At 66.0% G+C, this 16,117-nt stretch carries 12 protein-coding genes and 1 tRNA gene; 7 read left to right on the plus strand and 6 right to left on the minus strand.

Going from position 1 to position 16,117, the window contains the following annotated elements; translation table 11 throughout:
- Positions 1 to 27 precede the first annotated feature (27 nt).
- The 3 genes from DFR45_RS01070 to DFR45_RS01080 all read right to left on the minus strand — a co-directional run bounded on the left by DFR45_RS01070 (position 28) and on the right by DFR45_RS01080 (position 3,298).
- Positions 28 to 384 carry an ArsR/SmtB family transcription factor gene (locus DFR45_RS01070; protein ID WP_114481852.1) on the minus strand — a complete coding sequence of 119 codons (357 nt, stop codon included), beginning with the start codon at positions 382 to 384 and terminating at the stop codon, positions 28 to 30.
- Positions 385 to 558: 174 nt separating this feature from the next.
- Positions 559 to 1,983 carry an RNB domain-containing ribonuclease gene (locus DFR45_RS01075; RefSeq protein ID WP_242005147.1) on the minus strand — a complete coding sequence of 475 codons (1,425 nt, stop codon included), beginning with the start codon at positions 1,981 to 1,983 and terminating at the stop codon, positions 559 to 561.
- 94 nt (positions 1,984 to 2,077) lie between these two features.
- Complete coding sequence (locus DFR45_RS01080; RefSeq protein WP_114482178.1) at positions 2,078 to 3,298, minus strand: MFS transporter; 1,221 nt, start codon at positions 3,296 to 3,298, stop codon at positions 2,078 to 2,080.
- 140 nt (positions 3,299 to 3,438) lie between these two features.
- Here DFR45_RS01080 and moaA point away from each other — a divergent pair, with 140 nt between their 5' ends.
- The 4 genes from moaA (at position 3,439) to DFR45_RS01100 (ending at position 6,710) form a co-directional block, all read left to right on the plus strand.
- Entirely contained in the window at positions 3,439 to 4,575 is a 1,137-nt protein-coding gene (moaA, locus tag DFR45_RS01085) for a GTP 3',8-cyclase MoaA (RefSeq protein ID WP_114481853.1), read from the plus strand.
- A 75-nt stretch (positions 4,576 to 4,650) separates the two neighbouring features.
- The gene (gene mobA, locus DFR45_RS01090) at positions 4,651 to 5,337 is read left to right on the plus strand and encodes a molybdenum cofactor guanylyltransferase MobA (RefSeq protein WP_114481854.1); all 687 of its coding nucleotides are present in this window, start codon (positions 4,651 to 4,653) and stop codon (positions 5,335 to 5,337) included.
- Between the two features lie 119 nt (positions 5,338 to 5,456).
- On the plus strand, positions 5,457 to 5,774 hold the full coding sequence (locus DFR45_RS01095) for a thioredoxin family protein (protein WP_114481855.1): 318 nt from the start codon (positions 5,457 to 5,459) through the stop codon (positions 5,772 to 5,774).
- A 48-nt stretch (positions 5,775 to 5,822) separates the two neighbouring features.
- A complete protein-coding gene (locus DFR45_RS01100; protein ID WP_199755293.1) occupies positions 5,823 to 6,710 on the plus strand; it encodes a diguanylate cyclase in 888 nt (295 codons plus the stop codon).
- A 44-nt stretch (positions 6,711 to 6,754) separates the two neighbouring features.
- On the opposite strand, the gene DFR45_RS01105 is transcribed toward DFR45_RS01100, so the two are convergent.
- Positions 6,755 to 8,146, minus strand: a complete 1,392-nt coding sequence (locus DFR45_RS01105; RefSeq protein ID WP_114482180.1) for a phenylacetate--CoA ligase family protein — start codon at positions 8,144 to 8,146, stop codon at positions 6,755 to 6,757.
- Between the two features lie 69 nt (positions 8,147 to 8,215).
- Positions 8,216 to 8,292: transfer RNA gene (locus tag DFR45_RS01110), tRNA-Arg, on the minus strand.
- 203 nt (positions 8,293 to 8,495) lie between these two features.
- Between DFR45_RS01110 and DFR45_RS01115 the strand changes: the two genes are divergently transcribed.
- The gene (locus DFR45_RS01115; protein ID WP_114481856.1) at positions 8,496 to 10,097 is read left to right on the plus strand and encodes an AMP-binding protein; all 1,602 of its coding nucleotides are present in this window, start codon (positions 8,496 to 8,498) and stop codon (positions 10,095 to 10,097) included.
- Positions 10,098 to 10,125: 28 nt separating this feature from the next.
- On the opposite strand, the gene ylqF is transcribed toward DFR45_RS01115, so the two are convergent.
- Positions 10,126 to 11,055, minus strand: a complete 930-nt coding sequence (gene ylqF / locus DFR45_RS01120; protein WP_114481857.1) for a ribosome biogenesis GTPase YlqF — start codon at positions 11,053 to 11,055, stop codon at positions 10,126 to 10,128.
- Positions 11,056 to 11,248: 193 nt separating this feature from the next.
- Here ylqF and putA point away from each other — a divergent pair, with 193 nt between their 5' ends.
- Both putA and DFR45_RS01130 read left to right on the plus strand, forming a co-directional pair.
- Positions 11,249 to 14,881, plus strand: a complete 3,633-nt coding sequence (putA, locus tag DFR45_RS01125; protein ID WP_114481858.1) for a bifunctional proline dehydrogenase/L-glutamate gamma-semialdehyde dehydrogenase PutA — start codon at positions 11,249 to 11,251, stop codon at positions 14,879 to 14,881.
- Positions 14,882 to 15,007: 126 nt separating this feature from the next.
- A complete protein-coding gene (locus DFR45_RS01130) occupies positions 15,008 to 16,105 on the plus strand; it encodes a branched-chain amino acid ABC transporter substrate-binding protein (RefSeq protein ID WP_114481859.1) in 1,098 nt (365 codons plus the stop codon).
- Positions 16,106 to 16,117: the final 12 nt, after the last annotated feature.

Here is a 16,117-nt window from a genome sequence, read left to right on the forward strand (position 1 = left end):
GGTAAAAAAACCCCTTGCGCGGCAGGCTCAAACCGTCGCAGGCGCCGTGGCGCAATCGGCGCAGTCCGCCGCGGCGTCCAACTCCGTGCACTGCGCGGGCTGGCCCATGCAGCATTCGGCCGTGAGGTAATGAATCAGCTCCTGCATCAGCGCCAGATTGGCGCGGTAGCGCTGGTAGCGCCCCTCCTGCGCAACGGTCAGCAGCCCGGCCTGCGTCAGCGCCTTGAGGTGGAACGACAGATTGGTCGCGGGCAATTCGAGCGCGGCGGCGATCTCGCCCGCCACGAGCCCCGCCGGGCCCTGGCGCACGAGCAAGCGGAACACGTCCAGGCGCACGCCCGAGGCGAGCGATTCGAACACGGCGATGGCGGTGGTCTTTTCCATGCCGCAATTATTCAACGATTATTGAATCATTGCAATGAGGCGTGCGAATTTTCGCTGAGATGTTGTTATTTCACTATCATTAAACTAGCTTATGGCGCAGGCAAATAAATGGCTATAAGGCCATTTTATATACCGCTTTTCGCAATCAAATACATAGCATTTCTACCACAGGACTCAGGGCACCTGTGCGAAGTCGATGAAGCCGCGCTCGACGTTCGTGCTTACCAACTTCACGCGGATCTTGTGCCCCACTTCCAGGCCGGGGTTGCCTGCGACGAGCAGGCCTTCGATCGGTGGCGTGAGCACGCGCACCCAGGTCGCGCCGGGCTTGCGCCCGGTGACCAGCGCGTCGAAGACTTCGCCCAGCTTGTCTTGCAGATAAAGCGCAGCCTCGGACTTGCGCACGCTGCGCTCGACCTTGCGTGCCGCGTCTTCCTGCCGCGTGCAATGCGCTGCCAGCAGATGCAACTCGGCCCGGCCATAGGGCGGGTGCCGGGCCATCAGCAGCGCCTTGACCATGCGCAAGGTCAGCAAATCGGGGTAACGGCGGTTCGGCGCGGTCGAGTGCGTGTAGTCCTGCACCGCAAGGCCAAAGTGGCCGATGGGCTCGCCGTGCGGATCCTCGACCACGTATTCGCCCGAGCCCATGAGTTTGACGATGACCAGCGACAGGTCGGGAAAGCGCAACGGGTCTGCCTTGCACTGCTGCGCCAAAAACTTTTGCAAAGCGCGCGAGCTGGGACGCTTGGGAAGCCGCGTGCCGTATTCGGCGGCAACCTCGACGATGCGTGGCCAGCGCTCGGGCGTGCGCACCACGCGCCGCAGCGAGGCCACCCCGTTGCGCTGCAAAAAACGCGCCGTGCACCCATTGGTTGCGATCATGAATTCTTCGATGAGCTGGCGTGCGCGGTTGCGCGGTTGCTGGCGGATGTCCACCACACGGTCGCCTTCGAAGATGGCGCGCGGCTGAAAGGTCTCGAAGTCCAGCGCGCCTTGCGCTTGCCGGCGCGATCGCAGGCGCTGCGCCACGGCGTCCTGGATGCGCAGCTGGGCGTCCATCCCAGGTACGACACGTGCCGCCTCGGGCAAAGGAGCATGGCCTTCGAGCCATGCAGAAACGCTGTCGTAGGCAAGCTGCGCCTGGTTGCGCACGCGCGCACGGTGCACGGTGGAATGTGTCACGACCCCCGAGGGATCGACGACCATCTCGGTCACGATCGCAAGGCGCGTCTGGTGCGGATTCAGCGAGGTCAGGTCGGTGCTCAGACGCTCGGGCAGCATAGGAAACACACGCGCCGAGGTGTACACCGACGTCGTATTGGTGCGCGCGTGCACATCGAGCGGCGAATTTTTCTTGACCAGCGCATCCACGTCCGCCACGGCAACGAAAATCTTGACGGCGCCACGGCCCAGTTCGCCGCAGGCGGTGAGCTGATCGAGATCGCGCGAATCGTCGTTGTCGATCGAGCACCAGGGCAGTGCCGTGAGGTCGCGGATATGCGGATCATCATCGCGGCCAGGGCCGCGGATGCTTTCGAGCTGGTGCAATGCCGCGGGCGGAAACTCGGGCTCGAGCCCACGCTCGCGCATGACGGCCATGGCGATGCGCACGAGATCTGCACGCGTGTAATGCGTTTGATGGTTTGGGGAGGTATGCGCTTTTGTGTCCATGCCAACTTCGTGCGTAAAAATCTCATCGCCCTGCCGCAGCATCCCGGGCCGGGCGCAGCAAGGCAAAAACCCCCATCGCGGCCAACGCCAATACCGCCGCCACGGCAAAGGCCCACGCCGGCGCCCACGCCCACAGCGCACCGGCCATGAGCGAAGCCGGCAGATACAACAGACCCGTGGTGAAGTTGTAAATGCCGACGGCCGTCGCACGCCGCTCGGGTTCGAGGTCGGCGATGAACGCCTTGCTTTGCGATTCGTCGATCGCATAAAACACCCCATAGACGGCCAGCACCGCGACCAATTCCCAACGGCTGGCCGCCCACACCAGCCACAGATTGATGAGCGCATACAGCAGGTAGCCCAGCAGCACGATGCGGCTGCGCCCCACCCGGTCGCCGAGCTTGCCCACCAGCGGTGCCGCGAGCACACAGGTGGCGTTGAACAGCGCATACAACAGCACTACGCCACCCATGCCAAACCCGAGGGCGTGGGCGCGCAGCAAAATGAAACCCAGGCTGAAATACGCCAGCGCAAACACCCCGGCCGGCACCAGATAGCGCTTGAAACCGGCGCTCAGCAGGCGCCAGTTCGCGCGCAAGCTCTCGCGCGCGTGCGGTACGCCGGGCTGGTCTGGCACCCGCAACAGCAGCAGCACGCTGAGCACTGCGGGCACGAAAGCCACCCAGAACAAAATGCGGTAGGTATCGGCCGATTCGCCCAGCCAGCGCAGCAACGCGTAGGCCAGCAGCGGCCCGAGCACGGCACCGGCCTTGTCGAGCGCCTGGTGCACACCGAACGCGTAGCCGCGCTTGTCCGCCGCGGCGATCGACGACAGCCAGGCATCGCGCGGCGGCCCGCGAAAGCCCTTGCCCAGGCGCTCGACGACGCGAAACACCGCCAGCCCCGTGACCGACGAAGTCACGAGCAAAATCATCTTCGCGAGCGTCGAAAAGGCGTAACCCGCCGTCGCAAACCACTTGCGCTGCCCGCTGCGATCCGACAGCCAGCCCGAGAGGTAATTGAGCGACGAGGCCGAAAAATCCGCGAGCCCCTCGATCAACCCGAGCAGCGCGCTCGAGGCCCCGGCCACGGTGGTAAAAAACACCGCAAACACTGAAAAAATCATCTCCGAGCTCACGTCGGTGAGCAGGCTCACGAAGCCGAGCTTCAGCACGTCGGGATGCAGCCGCGTCCGCGGTGCGGTCGATTCAGGAGGCGACAGGGGCGAAGGAGGTGCGGACATGCTGTCCTCGAAGGGATGTGAAGATGCGCCGCAGTCACGCACCGGCAACAGCGTACCGATAGCAAGAAAGCGCGCAGCCATAACCCTAACAGGAAAATAGCATGGGTACCCCTGCGCCGGCCATGACGATAATGTCAGCCATGTCAGAACGCATCATTCCCGTGCTCGATTGGCGTCAGCGGGTGCGGCCAGCGACCATCCCCTCGATCTCTACCGTGCCCACAGGCGAGTTGCGCGACCTGCTCGGGCGGCCGTTGCGCGATCTGCGCATCAGCGTCACCGATCGCTGCAACTTCCGCTGCAGCTATTGCATGCCCAAAGAAGTGTTTGGCAAGGATTACCCCTACCTGCCGCACAGCGCACTGCTGCGCTTCGAGGAAATCACCCGCCTCGCGCGGCTGTTCCTGGCGCACGGCGTGCGCAAGATCCGCCTCACCGGCGGTGAGCCACTGCTGCGCAAGGGGCTGGAGGAGCTCATCGCCCAACTCGCGGCGCTGCGCACCGCCGATGGCCGCGCCCCCGAACTGACCCTGACCACCAACGGCGCACTGCTCGCACGCAAGGCCGAGATACTGAAAGACGCGGGCCTCGACCGCCTCACCGTGAGCCTGGACGCGCTCGACGACGCGGTGTTTCGGCGCATGAACGACGTGGACTTTCCCGTCGCCGAAGTCCTTGCCGGCATCGCCGCGGCGCAACAGGCGGGCTTTACACGCATCAAGGTCAACATGGTGGTCAAGCGCGGCACCAATGACCAGCAAATCCTGCCCATGGCGCGACACTTTCGCGGCAGCGGCGTGACGCTGCGCTTCATCGAATACATGGACGTGGGCAACAGCAACGGCTGGCGCATGGACGAAGTGCTGCCGTCCGCCGAAGTGCTCGCGCGCCTGCGCACCGAGCTGCCGCTGGTGCCGCTGCCGCCCAGCGCCCCCGGCGAAACCGCCGAGCGCTGGGGTTACGCCGACGCGCAAGGCCGCCACGACCCGACGCTGGGCGAGATCGGCCTCATCAGCAGCGTCACACGCGCCTTCTGCCGCGACTGCAACCGCGCGCGCCTGTCCACCGAAGGCCAGCTTTTCCTGTGTCTTTTTGCCCATGAAGGCTGGGACTTGCGCAGCCTGCTGCGCTCGGGCGCCGACGACGTCACCATCGCCGCGGCCATCGCGGCCATCTGGCAGGGCCGCAGCGAGCGCTACTCCGAACTGCGCAGCACCTTGCCAGCCGCACCCGCCCAAGGCGCACGGCGTGTCGAGATGAGCTACATCGGCGGCTGAGCTGACCCATGGCAGTGCGCCGCCTCCCGGAGCAAAAGGCACCCCAATCGCCCATGCAACCCACACAAGTGCGCCATGGAAATTCAAACTTCGGACATCACCGGCCTGGTGCTCGCCGGTGGCCAGGGGGCGCGCATGGGCGGGCTGGACAAGGGCTTACAACACTTTCGCGGCGCTCCGCTGGCACTGCATGCACTGCGACGCCTACAGCCGCAGGTAGGTGCGTGCATGCTCAGCGCCAATCGCAATCTCGACGCCTACGCGGCCTTTGGCGTTCCCGTCTGGCCCGATGCCTCACCGGCTGGCCAGCCCGATTACGCCGGACCACTTGCTGGATTTTTGAGCGGCCTCGCGCATTGCCGCACCCCCTGGCTGCTCACCGTGCCCTGCGACACCCCGCTGTTCCCCCCCGACCTCGCGGCGCGCATGGCCGCGGCGCTCGCGCGCACGGGTGCGGACATGGCCATGGCTGCAGCACCCGAACTGCCGACGGACACCAGCCCCGCCCCGCCCCGCCTGCGCGCCCAACCCGTGTTCTGTCTGCTGCCGACGCGCCTGCGCTCCAGCCTCGAAGCCTACATGCGCGGCGGCGGCCGCAAGATCGCGGCCTGGGCCGGACACCAGCACTGCGTCCTCGTGCCCTTCGACCAGCCCGGCGACGACCCGCGCGCGTTTGCCAATGCCAACACCCTGGCAGAGCTGCACGCGCTCGAATCCATACCGTGCGCCCATCCTCCGTCTGAAAAACCCTTTGCTGCATGAATGGACGCGCCTGTGTCACTCCCCAAAAAAGAGCTATGGCGAACACACCCGTGCAGGCATGACCTGCATCAAGAAAAACATTTGCCAACGGCTCACGATATTGAACAGGAGGAAATGGAATGCCTTACAACCCACACTACTTGACCCATCCCCCGACACGTGTCGAAGTCGATGCCCTGCCCGGCCCGGTGCTGCTGGAGTTCGGTGCCCCCTGGTGCGCCCATTGCCAGGCGGCCCAAGCCCTGATCGAAACGGTGTTGCAAGAACACCCCGAAGTCGAGCACCTGAAGATCGAAGACGGGCGCGGCCAACCGCTGGGGCGCAGCTTCGGCGTCAAACTCTGGCCTACGCTGATTTATCTGCGCGCAGGAACCGAGCTGGCACGTGTCGTGCGTCCCCATGATGCCCAGGCCCTGCGCGCAACCTTGCAAAGCTGAATGGAAACGACCGACCGAAGCATGCCTATGCAATACCAGTACGAATCCATGATCCGCGCGCTCGACGAGGCACTCAACGCGCACCTCGCCTGGGGGCGAAGGGTTTTTCGCAGCGCCCTGACGCACACTGCACCCGGCGCAGACGTGCTGGAGCCTGCGGCACACGAAATTTGCCAGCTCGGGCAATGGCTGCAGTCCCATGCAAACCTGCTGCAAACCATCAATCCGCACAAAGCGAAAGCACTGGAAGCCGCCCACCGTCGCATGCACGATGCGATCCGCGCCATCATGGAACAGGAGCTGGCAGGACAAACCGTACCGGCCGCGCAGATGGATGCTTTCGAGCAGGCGCAGGACGAATTGATACGCTTGCTCACGGCGCTCAAGGCGCGCCTCATCACCGATGCGATCCGGCATGATCCACTCACCGGACTGCCGCTGCGCTATGGCCTGGAACACGATTTTTGCGAATTCCAAAAAGCCTGCCGGCGCAACCAAAATGCGTTTTATCTTGCAATGATCGATGTCGATCATTTCAAGCAGGTCAATGATCGCCTCGACCATCAGGTGGGCGATCAGGCACTGCGCCATCTGGCGCGCACCCTGCGAAAAAACATCCGGGGGAATGAGCCGATCTATCGTTTCGGCGGTGAGGAGTTCGTCGTTCTGCTGCAGACACGCGGCGCCGAAGATGTCCAGCATGCCGCGCAAAGGCTGCTCGAAGCGGTACGCACCGCACTGATGCCCCTGCCGCAAAAAGAGCCCCTGGCCCTCAGCGTCACGATCGGTCTGACACAGGTGCAGGACGACGATGACCTCAGCTCCGCGCTACAGCGCGCCGACCAGGCCATGTACGCAGGCAAACAAGCGGGACGCAACCGCTTCGTCCTGTGGGACGCGCCGCCACAACCCACGCTGGCCCAACGCACCGGCTGACCACCATGGGTGGCGCGGGGCGCATGGGCAAAATCAGGCATCTTTCACGGCATCGCACGCGCCACGATGCGGCAAGCCTTGCCGCTGCGGCCACGCGGCATGGCCTGCCCCAGTTCGCCGCGCACGCACAGCCGCTCCACGCCTTGTGCCGCAGCATATGCCTTGAGCGCGGCGCGACATCGCTCCATCGCCGCCTGCCCGTCCGCACCCTGCAGGCCCAGGCGCAGCACCAGCGTGTGCGCGTCTAGCTGGCGCAGGTGAAAGTCGAATACGCCAGCCTCTTCTTCGAGCACAGTGGAAACCGCCATCGGCAGCAAGGTCACGGGCCGGCCGTCGCGCCCTGCCATCACCAGCGGCTCGTCCTGACGTCCCTGCACCGTGAGCGCAGGCAGCGGCGAGCCGCAGGCGCAGGGCTCTGCATGCAGCGTGACCTGGTCGCCGAGGTCGCAGCGCACCAGCGGCTGCACATGGTTCGCCAGATTGGTCAGCAGCACGCTGCATGAAGGTTGTCCCGCAGGAACGGGACGGAAAAGCTCGTCCACCGGCTCCAGGATCACCCAGTCGGCATTCAAATGCAACTGACCGTGCGCACACTCCCAGGCCATGGAAAGGAACTCCGATGCGCCGTAGCTGCTGCGTACCACGCCGCCCAAGGCCGCGCTAATGTGCGCGCGCGCTGCGGCGCCCAGGGTTTCGCCGCCGAGCCAGATTTCGCGCGGCGCTATGCGCAAGCGGCCCTGCGCGGCCTCGTCGGCCAGCACGCTCGCCACTGTGGGGTAGGTGGCGAGCACCGTGGGCGCGAAATCATTGAGCGCGCGCACCAGCTCGTCCACGGGCTGTTGGATGGAAAAGCTGCGCATGGTGGCCGCGAGCCAGGGGTTGAGTGCGCACAGGCGCCGAAACGACACATAGCTCGCGAAATGCCCGCTCGTGGCACCGACGAAAGCACTGCGCTCGCTCAGGTACCAGGGGTCGAACCAGCGCCGCAACGCCTGCGGTGGCGCGCGGCGCAGGGCTTCGAGCGCGTCGTACACCGCCATCGTTTGCGCGTCCTGCACGAAGATGCCGGGCTCGCCGCTAGTGCCCGAACTCTCCCACACCAGGTAGCGCCCGAGCCAAGGCTCGGCAATGCGTTGCGGGTCGGCCGTGAACGCGCGCAGGGCCTCGAGCTCCAACTGGGGGTCGGTCACCCAGTCGGCGAATCGCGCCATCAACTGCCCGCGCGTCACCATCGGCAGCGCTGCCAGCGGCGTATCGGCTCGCGTCCCCGCAGGCCAATGGTTTCGGTAAAAGCGCGAGCCACGCAGCGCTGCATCGAGCAATCGCTGCAATCGCCTACGCTGGCGAGCTGCGATACCCTGTGGCGGCCCCTGCTGGGCAACCAGCAGATCGAGCGCCACCGCCGACAGGCTCACAAGATCCAGAAGCGTGTGCATTGCGGCACCCATGCGCGTCCCTTTGAATGAGGATCGAAGACGCGATAAAAACACGGCGGGAAACCCGTCTGGCCTGCCCGGAGGGACTCGAACCCCCGACCTATAGCTTAGAAGGCTATTGCTCTATCCGGTTGAGCTACGGGCAGATGGGCCGCAGCGGCGCGCAACGTCGCGCGGTGTGCAGCGATCATAACCGTGGCTGCACGATAGGTTCCGAGGGCACGCTTGCGTGCTGGCCGAAATTGGATCAAATCCTTTTCCATCCCTAGAATGGTCTGGTCTGCACACAACACCACAAAACCATCGCTGCAGACGGGCCTCGATCCATCGTTCCAAGGAGACAAACCCCATGAGCATCACCGCGCTCGAAATGAACCTGCTGCGCCGCCAGAACCTCGGCGACAGCCTGCGCCGCTCGGCCCTCACGGCGCCGAACAAGCCCGCGATCATCTACTACACCACCGACGGCGCAAGCCGCAGCGTCACCTACGCCGAGCTCAACCGCAGGGCCAACGCTGTGGCGCACAACCTCATGCAACGCGGCATCACCAAGGGCGACAAGGTGGCCGCGCTTTCGCGCAACAGCATCGAATTCCTCGTGCTCGGCTACGCGCTGCACAAGATCGGCGCTTGGCTGGTGCCGATCAACTTCATGCTGCAGCCGCCCGACGTGCAACATCTGATCACCTTTTCCGAAACCAAGTGGTTCTTCGTCGAAGATGCCTTACTGGGCAACATGTCTCCCGTGCTCGACAAACTCACCGGCGTGCAGCAGTTCGTGCAATTCGGCCCGAGCCCGAGCCGCCCTGCGGGCTGGATGGCCTTTGACGAGTTGCTGCCCGGCCCCACGCACGATCCTGAGGTGCTCATCGAAAGCGATGACGTGGCCACGCTGCTCTTCACGAGCGGCACCGAATCCGCGCCCAAGGGCGTGCTCTCCACGCACGCCAATTACTACGCGGCGCACCTGGGCTGGTCGATGAACATCGGCTATTCCAAGGATGACCGCTTTCTGGTCAGCATCCCCTTGATCCACATGGCCGCGTACCTTTTTTGCACGCTGTGCCTGACCCACCAGATCACCATCGTGATGACGCAGTCGCCCCAGCCCGTGCAAATGATCGAGCTGATCGAGCGCCACCGCATCACGGCGACGGCGCTGCCGCCCACGCTGTACGTGGCGATGATTGCCTGCCCCAATTTCAAGACCTGCGACCTCAGCAGCGCCAGCAAGTTTGTGAGCTGGGCCTCGACCATACCCAAAGCCATGATCGATGGGTGGAAGCAAGTGGCGCCGCATCTGCGCTTTTACTCAGGCCAGGGCATGAGCGAAACCACCGCCGCGCCCCAGACGGTGGGCAGCATCGGCAGCTGGGACGAAATGCCCAACGGCGACGGCCGCTGGGTCGGCTGGCCCGCAGCCTATTGCATTGAGCTGCGCCTGGTCGATGACGAGGACAAGGACGTGCCCATAGGCACGGCCGGCGAGCAGATCGTGCGCGGCCCGGCGGTGATGAAGGGTTACTACAAGAACGAAGAAACCAACCAGCGTGTGTTCCGCGGCGGCTGGTTCCACACGGGCGACGTCATGTTCCGCGACGCCGAAGGCAACCACTTCTTTGCCGACCGCAAGAAGGACATGATCAAGAGCGGCGGCGAAAACGTCTATTGCCAGGAGGTCGAAAGCGTGCTCGGCACGCACCCCGCCGTCATGCAGTGCGCCGTGTTCGGCCTGCCCGACGAGCGCTGGGGTGAGGCCGTCGCCGCGGCCGTGATCGCGCGCGCCGGCAGCACCGTCACCGAGGCCGAACTGATCGAATACTGCCGCGAGCGCCTGGCCGGCTTCAAGACGCCCAAGCGCATCTTCTTTCGCACTTCGATGCCCATCAGCGCCGCGAACAAGCTGCTCAAGCGCGAGCTCAAGGCCGAGTACGCGAAGGCTTTGGCATAAGTTGAATTGGCCTGCGTCGGCCGCGCTGTCATGGGCGGGGCCGACGTTTTTGCGCTGCCTTGCGCGCCGCGCGCTGCGCATCTTCGAGCGCAGCCGCGGCCTGCCAGGCAGCAAATTCTTCGGGTGTCTCCAGCGTGATGCGGCCCAGCACGCCGCTGCGAAAGTCGTTGAGCACGATCTCGGCGGCCTTTTGCCGGCTCACGCGCCCGCCTGCCATCACGGCGCCGCGCTTGCGGCCTATGGCTTCGAGCAGTTCTTCGTCGGGCAATGCCGCGAGCGCCGCGGGCGCGAGGCCAAGCCGGTAGCGCGCTTCGAGCAAGTAGGCGTAGTGCGGCTGCAGGCGGCGCAGCAGCTCGAGCGCCACCAGTTCCTCGTCGTAGGCGTTGCGGCCCACGGCGCCGCTCGCGGCCAGGTGGAAACCGCTTTGCGGCACGGCGATGCGCGGCCAGAGCATGCCCGGTGTGTCCCACAGATAAAAGTCGTCGGCGAGCGTGATGCGCTGCTCCTGCTTCGTGATGCCGGCCTCGTCGCCCGTCTTTGCCTGGCGTTTGGCGTTCAAGGTGTTGATCAGGGTGGACTTGCCCACGTTGGGCACGCCGCACACCAGCACGCGCAGGGGCTTGGCCAAGCCGCCGCGCTGCGGTGCGAGCGCGCGGCAGCCTTCGATCAGGCGCCTGGCCGGCGCCGCGTCCGCTGCGTCGAGCGCGAGCGCGCGCGTGCCGGGCTGGGCGCCGTACCACGCGAGCCACTGCTGTGTGCGCTCGGGGTCGGCGAGGTCTTGCTTGTTCAGCACCTTGAGCGTGGGCTTGTGGCCCGTGAGCTCGGCGAGCAAAGGGTTCGCGCTCGAGCCCGGCAGGCGCGCATCGAGCAGCTCGATCACCACGTCGATGTCCGCAATGCGCGCAGCGATCGCCTTTTGCGTGCTGCGCATGTGGCCGGGGAACCATTGGATGGCCATGCGAGAGAGTCTTTCGTCCGTTGAGAAAGTCGAAAACTGGAAATTGAAGGTGCCATGCCAAGGCATATCGCACACGGCGGCGGGCTGGCCATGCCATGTGTAGCTTGCACGAATTTTGCATGTCTTTGCACGATGTCGCACAGGCGATTTTCGCCCAACCCTGCATTGCGACCGCTCAGCCAGGATTCAGTCGATGCCCCCCGCATTCCTGCCCGCCTCCGCTACCGACCGCTTGCGCGACGCGATCGCCGCGGCCACGCGCGCGCCCGAGCCTGAATGCGTGTCGGCGCGCGTCGCAGAAAGCGCCTGGCCGGCCGGTCTTTTGCCGCACGTCGAGCAGCTCGCCAGGGAACTCGCGCAGACGCTGCGCGACAAACAACTCAAGCAAGGCGGCGTGGCCGCGCTGATGGCCGAATTCAGCCTTTCGAGCCGCGAGGGCGTGGCGCTCATGTGCCTGGCCGAGGCGCTGCTGCGCATCCCCGACGTCGCCACGCGCGATGCCCTCATCCGCGACAAGCTCGCGCACGGCCAGTGGCGCGAGCACCTGGGCCACAGCCGCTCGATCTTCGTCAATGCCGCAGCCTGGGGCCTGCTCGTCACCGGCAAGCTCGCGGCGATCGTCGAGGAAAGGGTGCTGTCTTCCGCCCTCACGCGCCTGCTCGCACGCGGCGGCGAACCGCTGGTGCGCAAGGGGCTGGATCTGGCCATGCGCCTGCTCGGCGAGACCTTCGTCACCGGCCGCACGATCGATGAAGCGCTAGCGCGCGTGCAGCCCCTCGAAAAGCAAGGCTTTCGCTACTCCTTCGACATGCTGGGCGAAGCAGCGATGATGGCGCAAGACGCCGAGCGTTACCTAGCCGACTACGAACATGCCATCCACGCCATCGGCCGGCGCGACGCCGGGCGCGGCGTGGTCGGCGGCAACGGCATCTCGGTGAAACTGAGCGCCCTGCACCCACGCTACCACTGGTCCCAGCCCGAGCGCGTGCACACCGAGCTGCTGCCGCGCCTGCTGCAGCTGTGCCGGCTCGCCAAACGCTACGACATCGGCCTGAACATCGACGCCGAAGAAGCCGACCGGCTCGAGCTTTCGCTCGACCTGCTCGAAGCGGCGCTCGCCGATCCCGAGCTCGCCGGTTGGGACGGGCTCGGCTTCGTCGTGCAGGCCTACCAGAAACGTGCGCCCTTGGTGATCGACTGGCTCGTGGCGCAGGCGCGGGCCCGGGGGCGGCGCCTGATGGTGCGCCTCGTCAAAGGCGCCTACTGGGACAGCGAGATCAAGCGCGCCCAGGTCGATGGGCTCACCGGCTACCCCGTCTATACGCGCAAGGTGTACACCGACGTCTCCTACCTCGCCTGCGCCAGGCGGCTGCTGGCCGCGCGCGACGTGGTCTACCCCCAATTCGCCACGCACAATGCGCATACGCTCGCAGCGATCTTTCACCTGGCCGGCGCGCGCTGGCGCCCTGGCGACTATGAATTCCAATGCCTGCACGGCATGGGCGAGCCGCTCTATGCATCGCTCGTGGGTCACCCCGAGCGGTACCGCCAGGTGCGCATCTACGCCCCGGTGGGCAGCCACGAGACGCTGCTGCCTTATCTCGTGCGCCGCCTGCTGGAAAACGGCGCCAACACCAGTTTCGTGAACCGCATCGCGGCCGACGTGCCGCTCACAGCGCTGCTCGCCGACCCGGTGGCGCGCGCCCAGGCACTCGGCGGCGCGCCACACCCCCGCATCCCTGCGCCGCCCGAACTTTTCGCCCCACAGCGGCGCAATTCGCTGGGACTCGATCTCGCCGATCGCAGCACGCAGCAGCGGCTCGCAGCGCGCATCGCCGCCGAGGCCGCCATCACGCGTACGGCCACCCCACTCGTGGGCGGAACGGCGCGCGCAGGAGCCGTCGGGCTGTCCTGCCGCAACCCGGCCGATGTGTCCGACCTGCTCGGTGCGGCGATCGAGGCCGACGCAGCGGCGATCGAAGCGGCCCTCGAAACCTCCGCCCATGCCCGCTGGGGCGAGACCTCGCCGCAAGAGCGCGCGCAGCGGCTCGAAGCGGCCGCCGACGCGCTCGAAGCCCACAGCGACGCACTGTTTGCCCTCATCGTGCGCGAAGCCGGCAAGACCTGGGCCGACGCTGTGGGCGAGATCCGCGAAGCCGTCGATTTCTGCCGCTACTACGCCGCCGAGATGCGCTGCCTTGCGCCCGGAAATCCCCGACCGCTGGGCCCGGTGGTGTGCATCAGCCCGTGGAACTTTCCCTTGTCTATCTTCGTCGGCCAGATCGCGGCGGCTCTCGCGGCGGGCAATGCCGTGCTCGCCAAACCCGCCGAGCAGACCCCGCTCACCGCCTTCGAGGCCGTGCGCCTGCTGCACGAAGCAGGCATCCCGGGCGAAGCGCTGCAGCTGCTGCCGGGGCGCGGCGAGACGGTGGGGGCGCGCCTGGTGGCCAGCCCACGCATCCGCGGCGTCATGTTCACCGGCTCCACCGCCGTGGCACGTGCCATCCAGCGCACGCTCGCCGCGCGCGCCGAGGAAGTGCCGCTGATCGCAGAGACCGGCGGCCTCAACGCGATGGTCGTCGACTCGAGCGCTCTCACCGAGCAGGTGGTGGCCGACGCGCTCACCTCGGCCTTCAATTCGGCCGGGCAGCGCTGCTCGGCGCTGCGCGTGCTGTGCCTGCAGGAAGAAATCGCCGACAAGACCTTGGGCATGCTGCTCGGAGCGCTGCGCGAGCTGCGCCTGGGCGACCCGCGCGAACTGCGCACCGACGTCGGCCCGGTGATCGATGTCGAGGCCAAAGCGGCACTCGAAGCGCACGTCGCACGCATGGCCCGCGCCGGCTACCGCGTGCACAGACTGGAGCCGCCGCCCGGCTGCGCCGCCGGAACCTTCGTCGCCCCCACGGTTATTGAAATTGATAGCATCGAGTCCATAGGCGGAGAGCACTTCGGCCCCATCCTGCACGTGCAGCGCTTTCGCGCCAACGCGCTCGACGCCCTGCTCGAAGAAATCAACGCCACAGGTTACGGACTGACGATGGGCGTGCACAGCCGCATAGCCGCCACGGTGGAATACGTCGCGCAGCATGCCCAGGTCGGCAACCTTTACGTCAACCGCAACCTCATCGGCGCGGTGGTGGGCGTGCAGCCTTTCGGCGGCGAGGGGCTCTCGGGCACCGGACCCAAAGCGGGCGGGCCGCTGTACCTGCTGCGGCTGCTCGCGCAGGCTCAGTCGCCGCATTTTGCCCAGGCGCGGCGCCCGGCCGAAGCCCCGGACGTAGCAGCGCTGCGTGACTGGCTCGAAGCGCAGGGCGAGGTGCTTTTCGGCGCTGAGGAGCGGCAACGGCTCCTGGCGCTGCTCAAATTTCACCTGGCCCATGTGCTCGCCCCTCTCGAACTCCCCCTGCCCGGCCCCACGGGCGAGGACAACCGGCTGCGCCTGCTGCCGCGCCGTCTCATCGGCGGCATCGCCACCACGCCCGCGGGCTACGCCGCGCAGCTCGTGGCCACTGTCGCGAGCTGCGCGCCGCTCGTCTGGCCTGCCCAGGCGCAAGCGCAGAAAATCTGGCGCACCCTGCCCGCAGCACTGCAAGCGTGCTGCCGCCTGAGCGAAGACCTGCTCGCCGAACCCATAGACCTGCTGCTCTTCGAGGGCGAGGCCGCGCCCGCTATGGCGTGGCGTCAACGGCTCGCCGAACGCCCCGGCCCGATCGTGCCGCTGCTCACCCCGCCCTACCGCCCCGAGCGCCTGGCGCGCGAGCGCAGCATCAGCGTCAACACCGCCGCGGTGGGCGGCAACGCGAGCCTGATGACGCTGGAGGATTGAGCCACGCCCCCGGCAAACCCCAATGTATTTCTGATCGAGAAACCGTTATGCTATGTCCCCAATAGCGCCTTGCGCTTGATGCGATTGCCTCTACTGCCATTTTCACCCCAAACCCAGGAGAAGCCCATGTCCCTGCTGCGCACCATCCGTCTTGCTTGCCTTGCTGCCGGCCTTGCCGCGCCGCTGGCCCATGCCGACTGGCTCGTCGGCGTCGCTGGCCCGTTTACCGGCCAGTACGCCTCGGCCGGCGACCAGATCAAGAAAGGAGCCGAGGCAGCCGCCGCCGACATCAACGCCAAAGGCGGCGTGCTCGGGCAGAAGATCAGGCTCGAATACGGCGACGACGCCTGCGACCCGAAGCAGGCCGTCGCTGCCGCGAACGCACTCGTGAACAAGAAAATCCAGTTCGTGCACGGTCACTGGTGCTCGAGTTCCACCATTCCAGCGTCCGACATCTACAACGACGCCGACATCCTGATGGCCACCGTCTCAACCAACCCGCAGGTGACCGAGCGCGGGCTGAAAAACATCTTCCGCATCATGGGCCGCGACGACCAGCAGGGCGCAATGATCGGCCAGTGGATCACCAGCCACTTCAAGGACAAGAAGGTCGCGGTGCTCGACGATAAAAGCGCCTACGGCAAGGGCCTTGCCGACGAAATCGCCAAGGCCATGAAGGCTCACGGCAAGACGCCCGTGCTGCGCGAATCGATCACTGCCGGCGAAAAGGATTATTCGGGCATGGTCACGCGCCTCAAGAATGCCGGCGTCGATGTGCTCGCCTACGGCGGCTACCACACCGAAGTCGCCCTGCTGCTGCGCCAGGCCGACCAGATCGGTCTGCCGCTCACGGTGTTCGGCGGCGACACCATGACCAACTCGGAACTCGTCACGGCTGCGGGCAAACTCGCTGACCGCGTCTATTTCACGTTCACGCCCGACCCGCGCAAGAACCCCAAGGCAGCCGCGATCGTCGAGCGCTTCCGCGCGGCCAAGATCGAGCCCGAAGGCTACGTGCTCTACGCCTACGCGGCGCTGCAGCTGTTCCAGCAGGCCGTAACTAAGGCCGGCGGCGTCGAGCGCGCCAAGCTCGAGCCGGCACTGCGCCAGGGCAAGTTCGATACCGCCATCGGCACGCTCGAATTCGACGCCAAGGGCGACCTCAAAACGCCTGCGTTTGCCGTCTACAAGTGGACCGGCGGCAGCTACGACTACGCCAAGTAAGCCGCTTCGCAT

It is taken from the genome of Extensimonas vulgaris (assembly GCF_003337425.1).
GTDB classification, from domain to species: domain Bacteria; phylum Pseudomonadota; class Gammaproteobacteria; order Burkholderiales; family Burkholderiaceae_C; genus Extensimonas; species Extensimonas vulgaris.

What these genes read in the sequence shown, in the direction of transcription:
- DFR45_RS01070 (WP_114481852.1), bottom strand. Translation starts at nt 384, where the DNA reads ATGGAAAAGACCACCGCCATCGCCGTGTTCGAATCGCTCGCCTCGGGC.
- DFR45_RS01075 (WP_242005147.1), bottom strand. Translation starts at nt 1,983, where the DNA reads ATGGCCGTCATGCGCGAGCGTGGGCTCGAGCCCGAGTTTCCGCCCGCG.
- DFR45_RS01080 (WP_114482178.1), bottom strand. Translation starts at nt 3,298, where the DNA reads ATGTCCGCACCTCCTTCGCCCCTGTCGCCTCCTGAATCGACCGCACCG.
- moaA (WP_114481853.1), top strand. Translation starts at nt 3,439, where the DNA reads ATGTCAGAACGCATCATTCCCGTGCTCGATTGGCGTCAGCGGGTGCGG.
- mobA (WP_114481854.1), top strand. Translation starts at nt 4,651, where the DNA reads ATGGAAATTCAAACTTCGGACATCACCGGCCTGGTGCTCGCCGGTGGC.
- DFR45_RS01095 (WP_114481855.1), top strand. Translation starts at nt 5,457, where the DNA reads ATGCCTTACAACCCACACTACTTGACCCATCCCCCGACACGTGTCGAA.
- DFR45_RS01100 (WP_199755293.1), top strand. Translation starts at nt 5,823, where the DNA reads ATGATCCGCGCGCTCGACGAGGCACTCAACGCGCACCTCGCCTGGGGG.
- DFR45_RS01105 (WP_114482180.1), bottom strand. Translation starts at nt 8,146, where the DNA reads ATGCACACGCTTCTGGATCTTGTGAGCCTGTCGGCGGTGGCGCTCGAT.
- DFR45_RS01115 (WP_114481856.1), top strand. Translation starts at nt 8,496, where the DNA reads ATGAGCATCACCGCGCTCGAAATGAACCTGCTGCGCCGCCAGAACCTC.
- ylqF (WP_114481857.1), bottom strand. Translation starts at nt 11,055, where the DNA reads ATGGCCATCCAATGGTTCCCCGGCCACATGCGCAGCACGCAAAAGGCG.
- putA (WP_114481858.1), top strand. Translation starts at nt 11,249, where the DNA reads ATGCCCCCCGCATTCCTGCCCGCCTCCGCTACCGACCGCTTGCGCGAC.
- DFR45_RS01130 (WP_114481859.1), top strand. Translation starts at nt 15,008, where the DNA reads ATGTCCCTGCTGCGCACCATCCGTCTTGCTTGCCTTGCTGCCGGCCTT.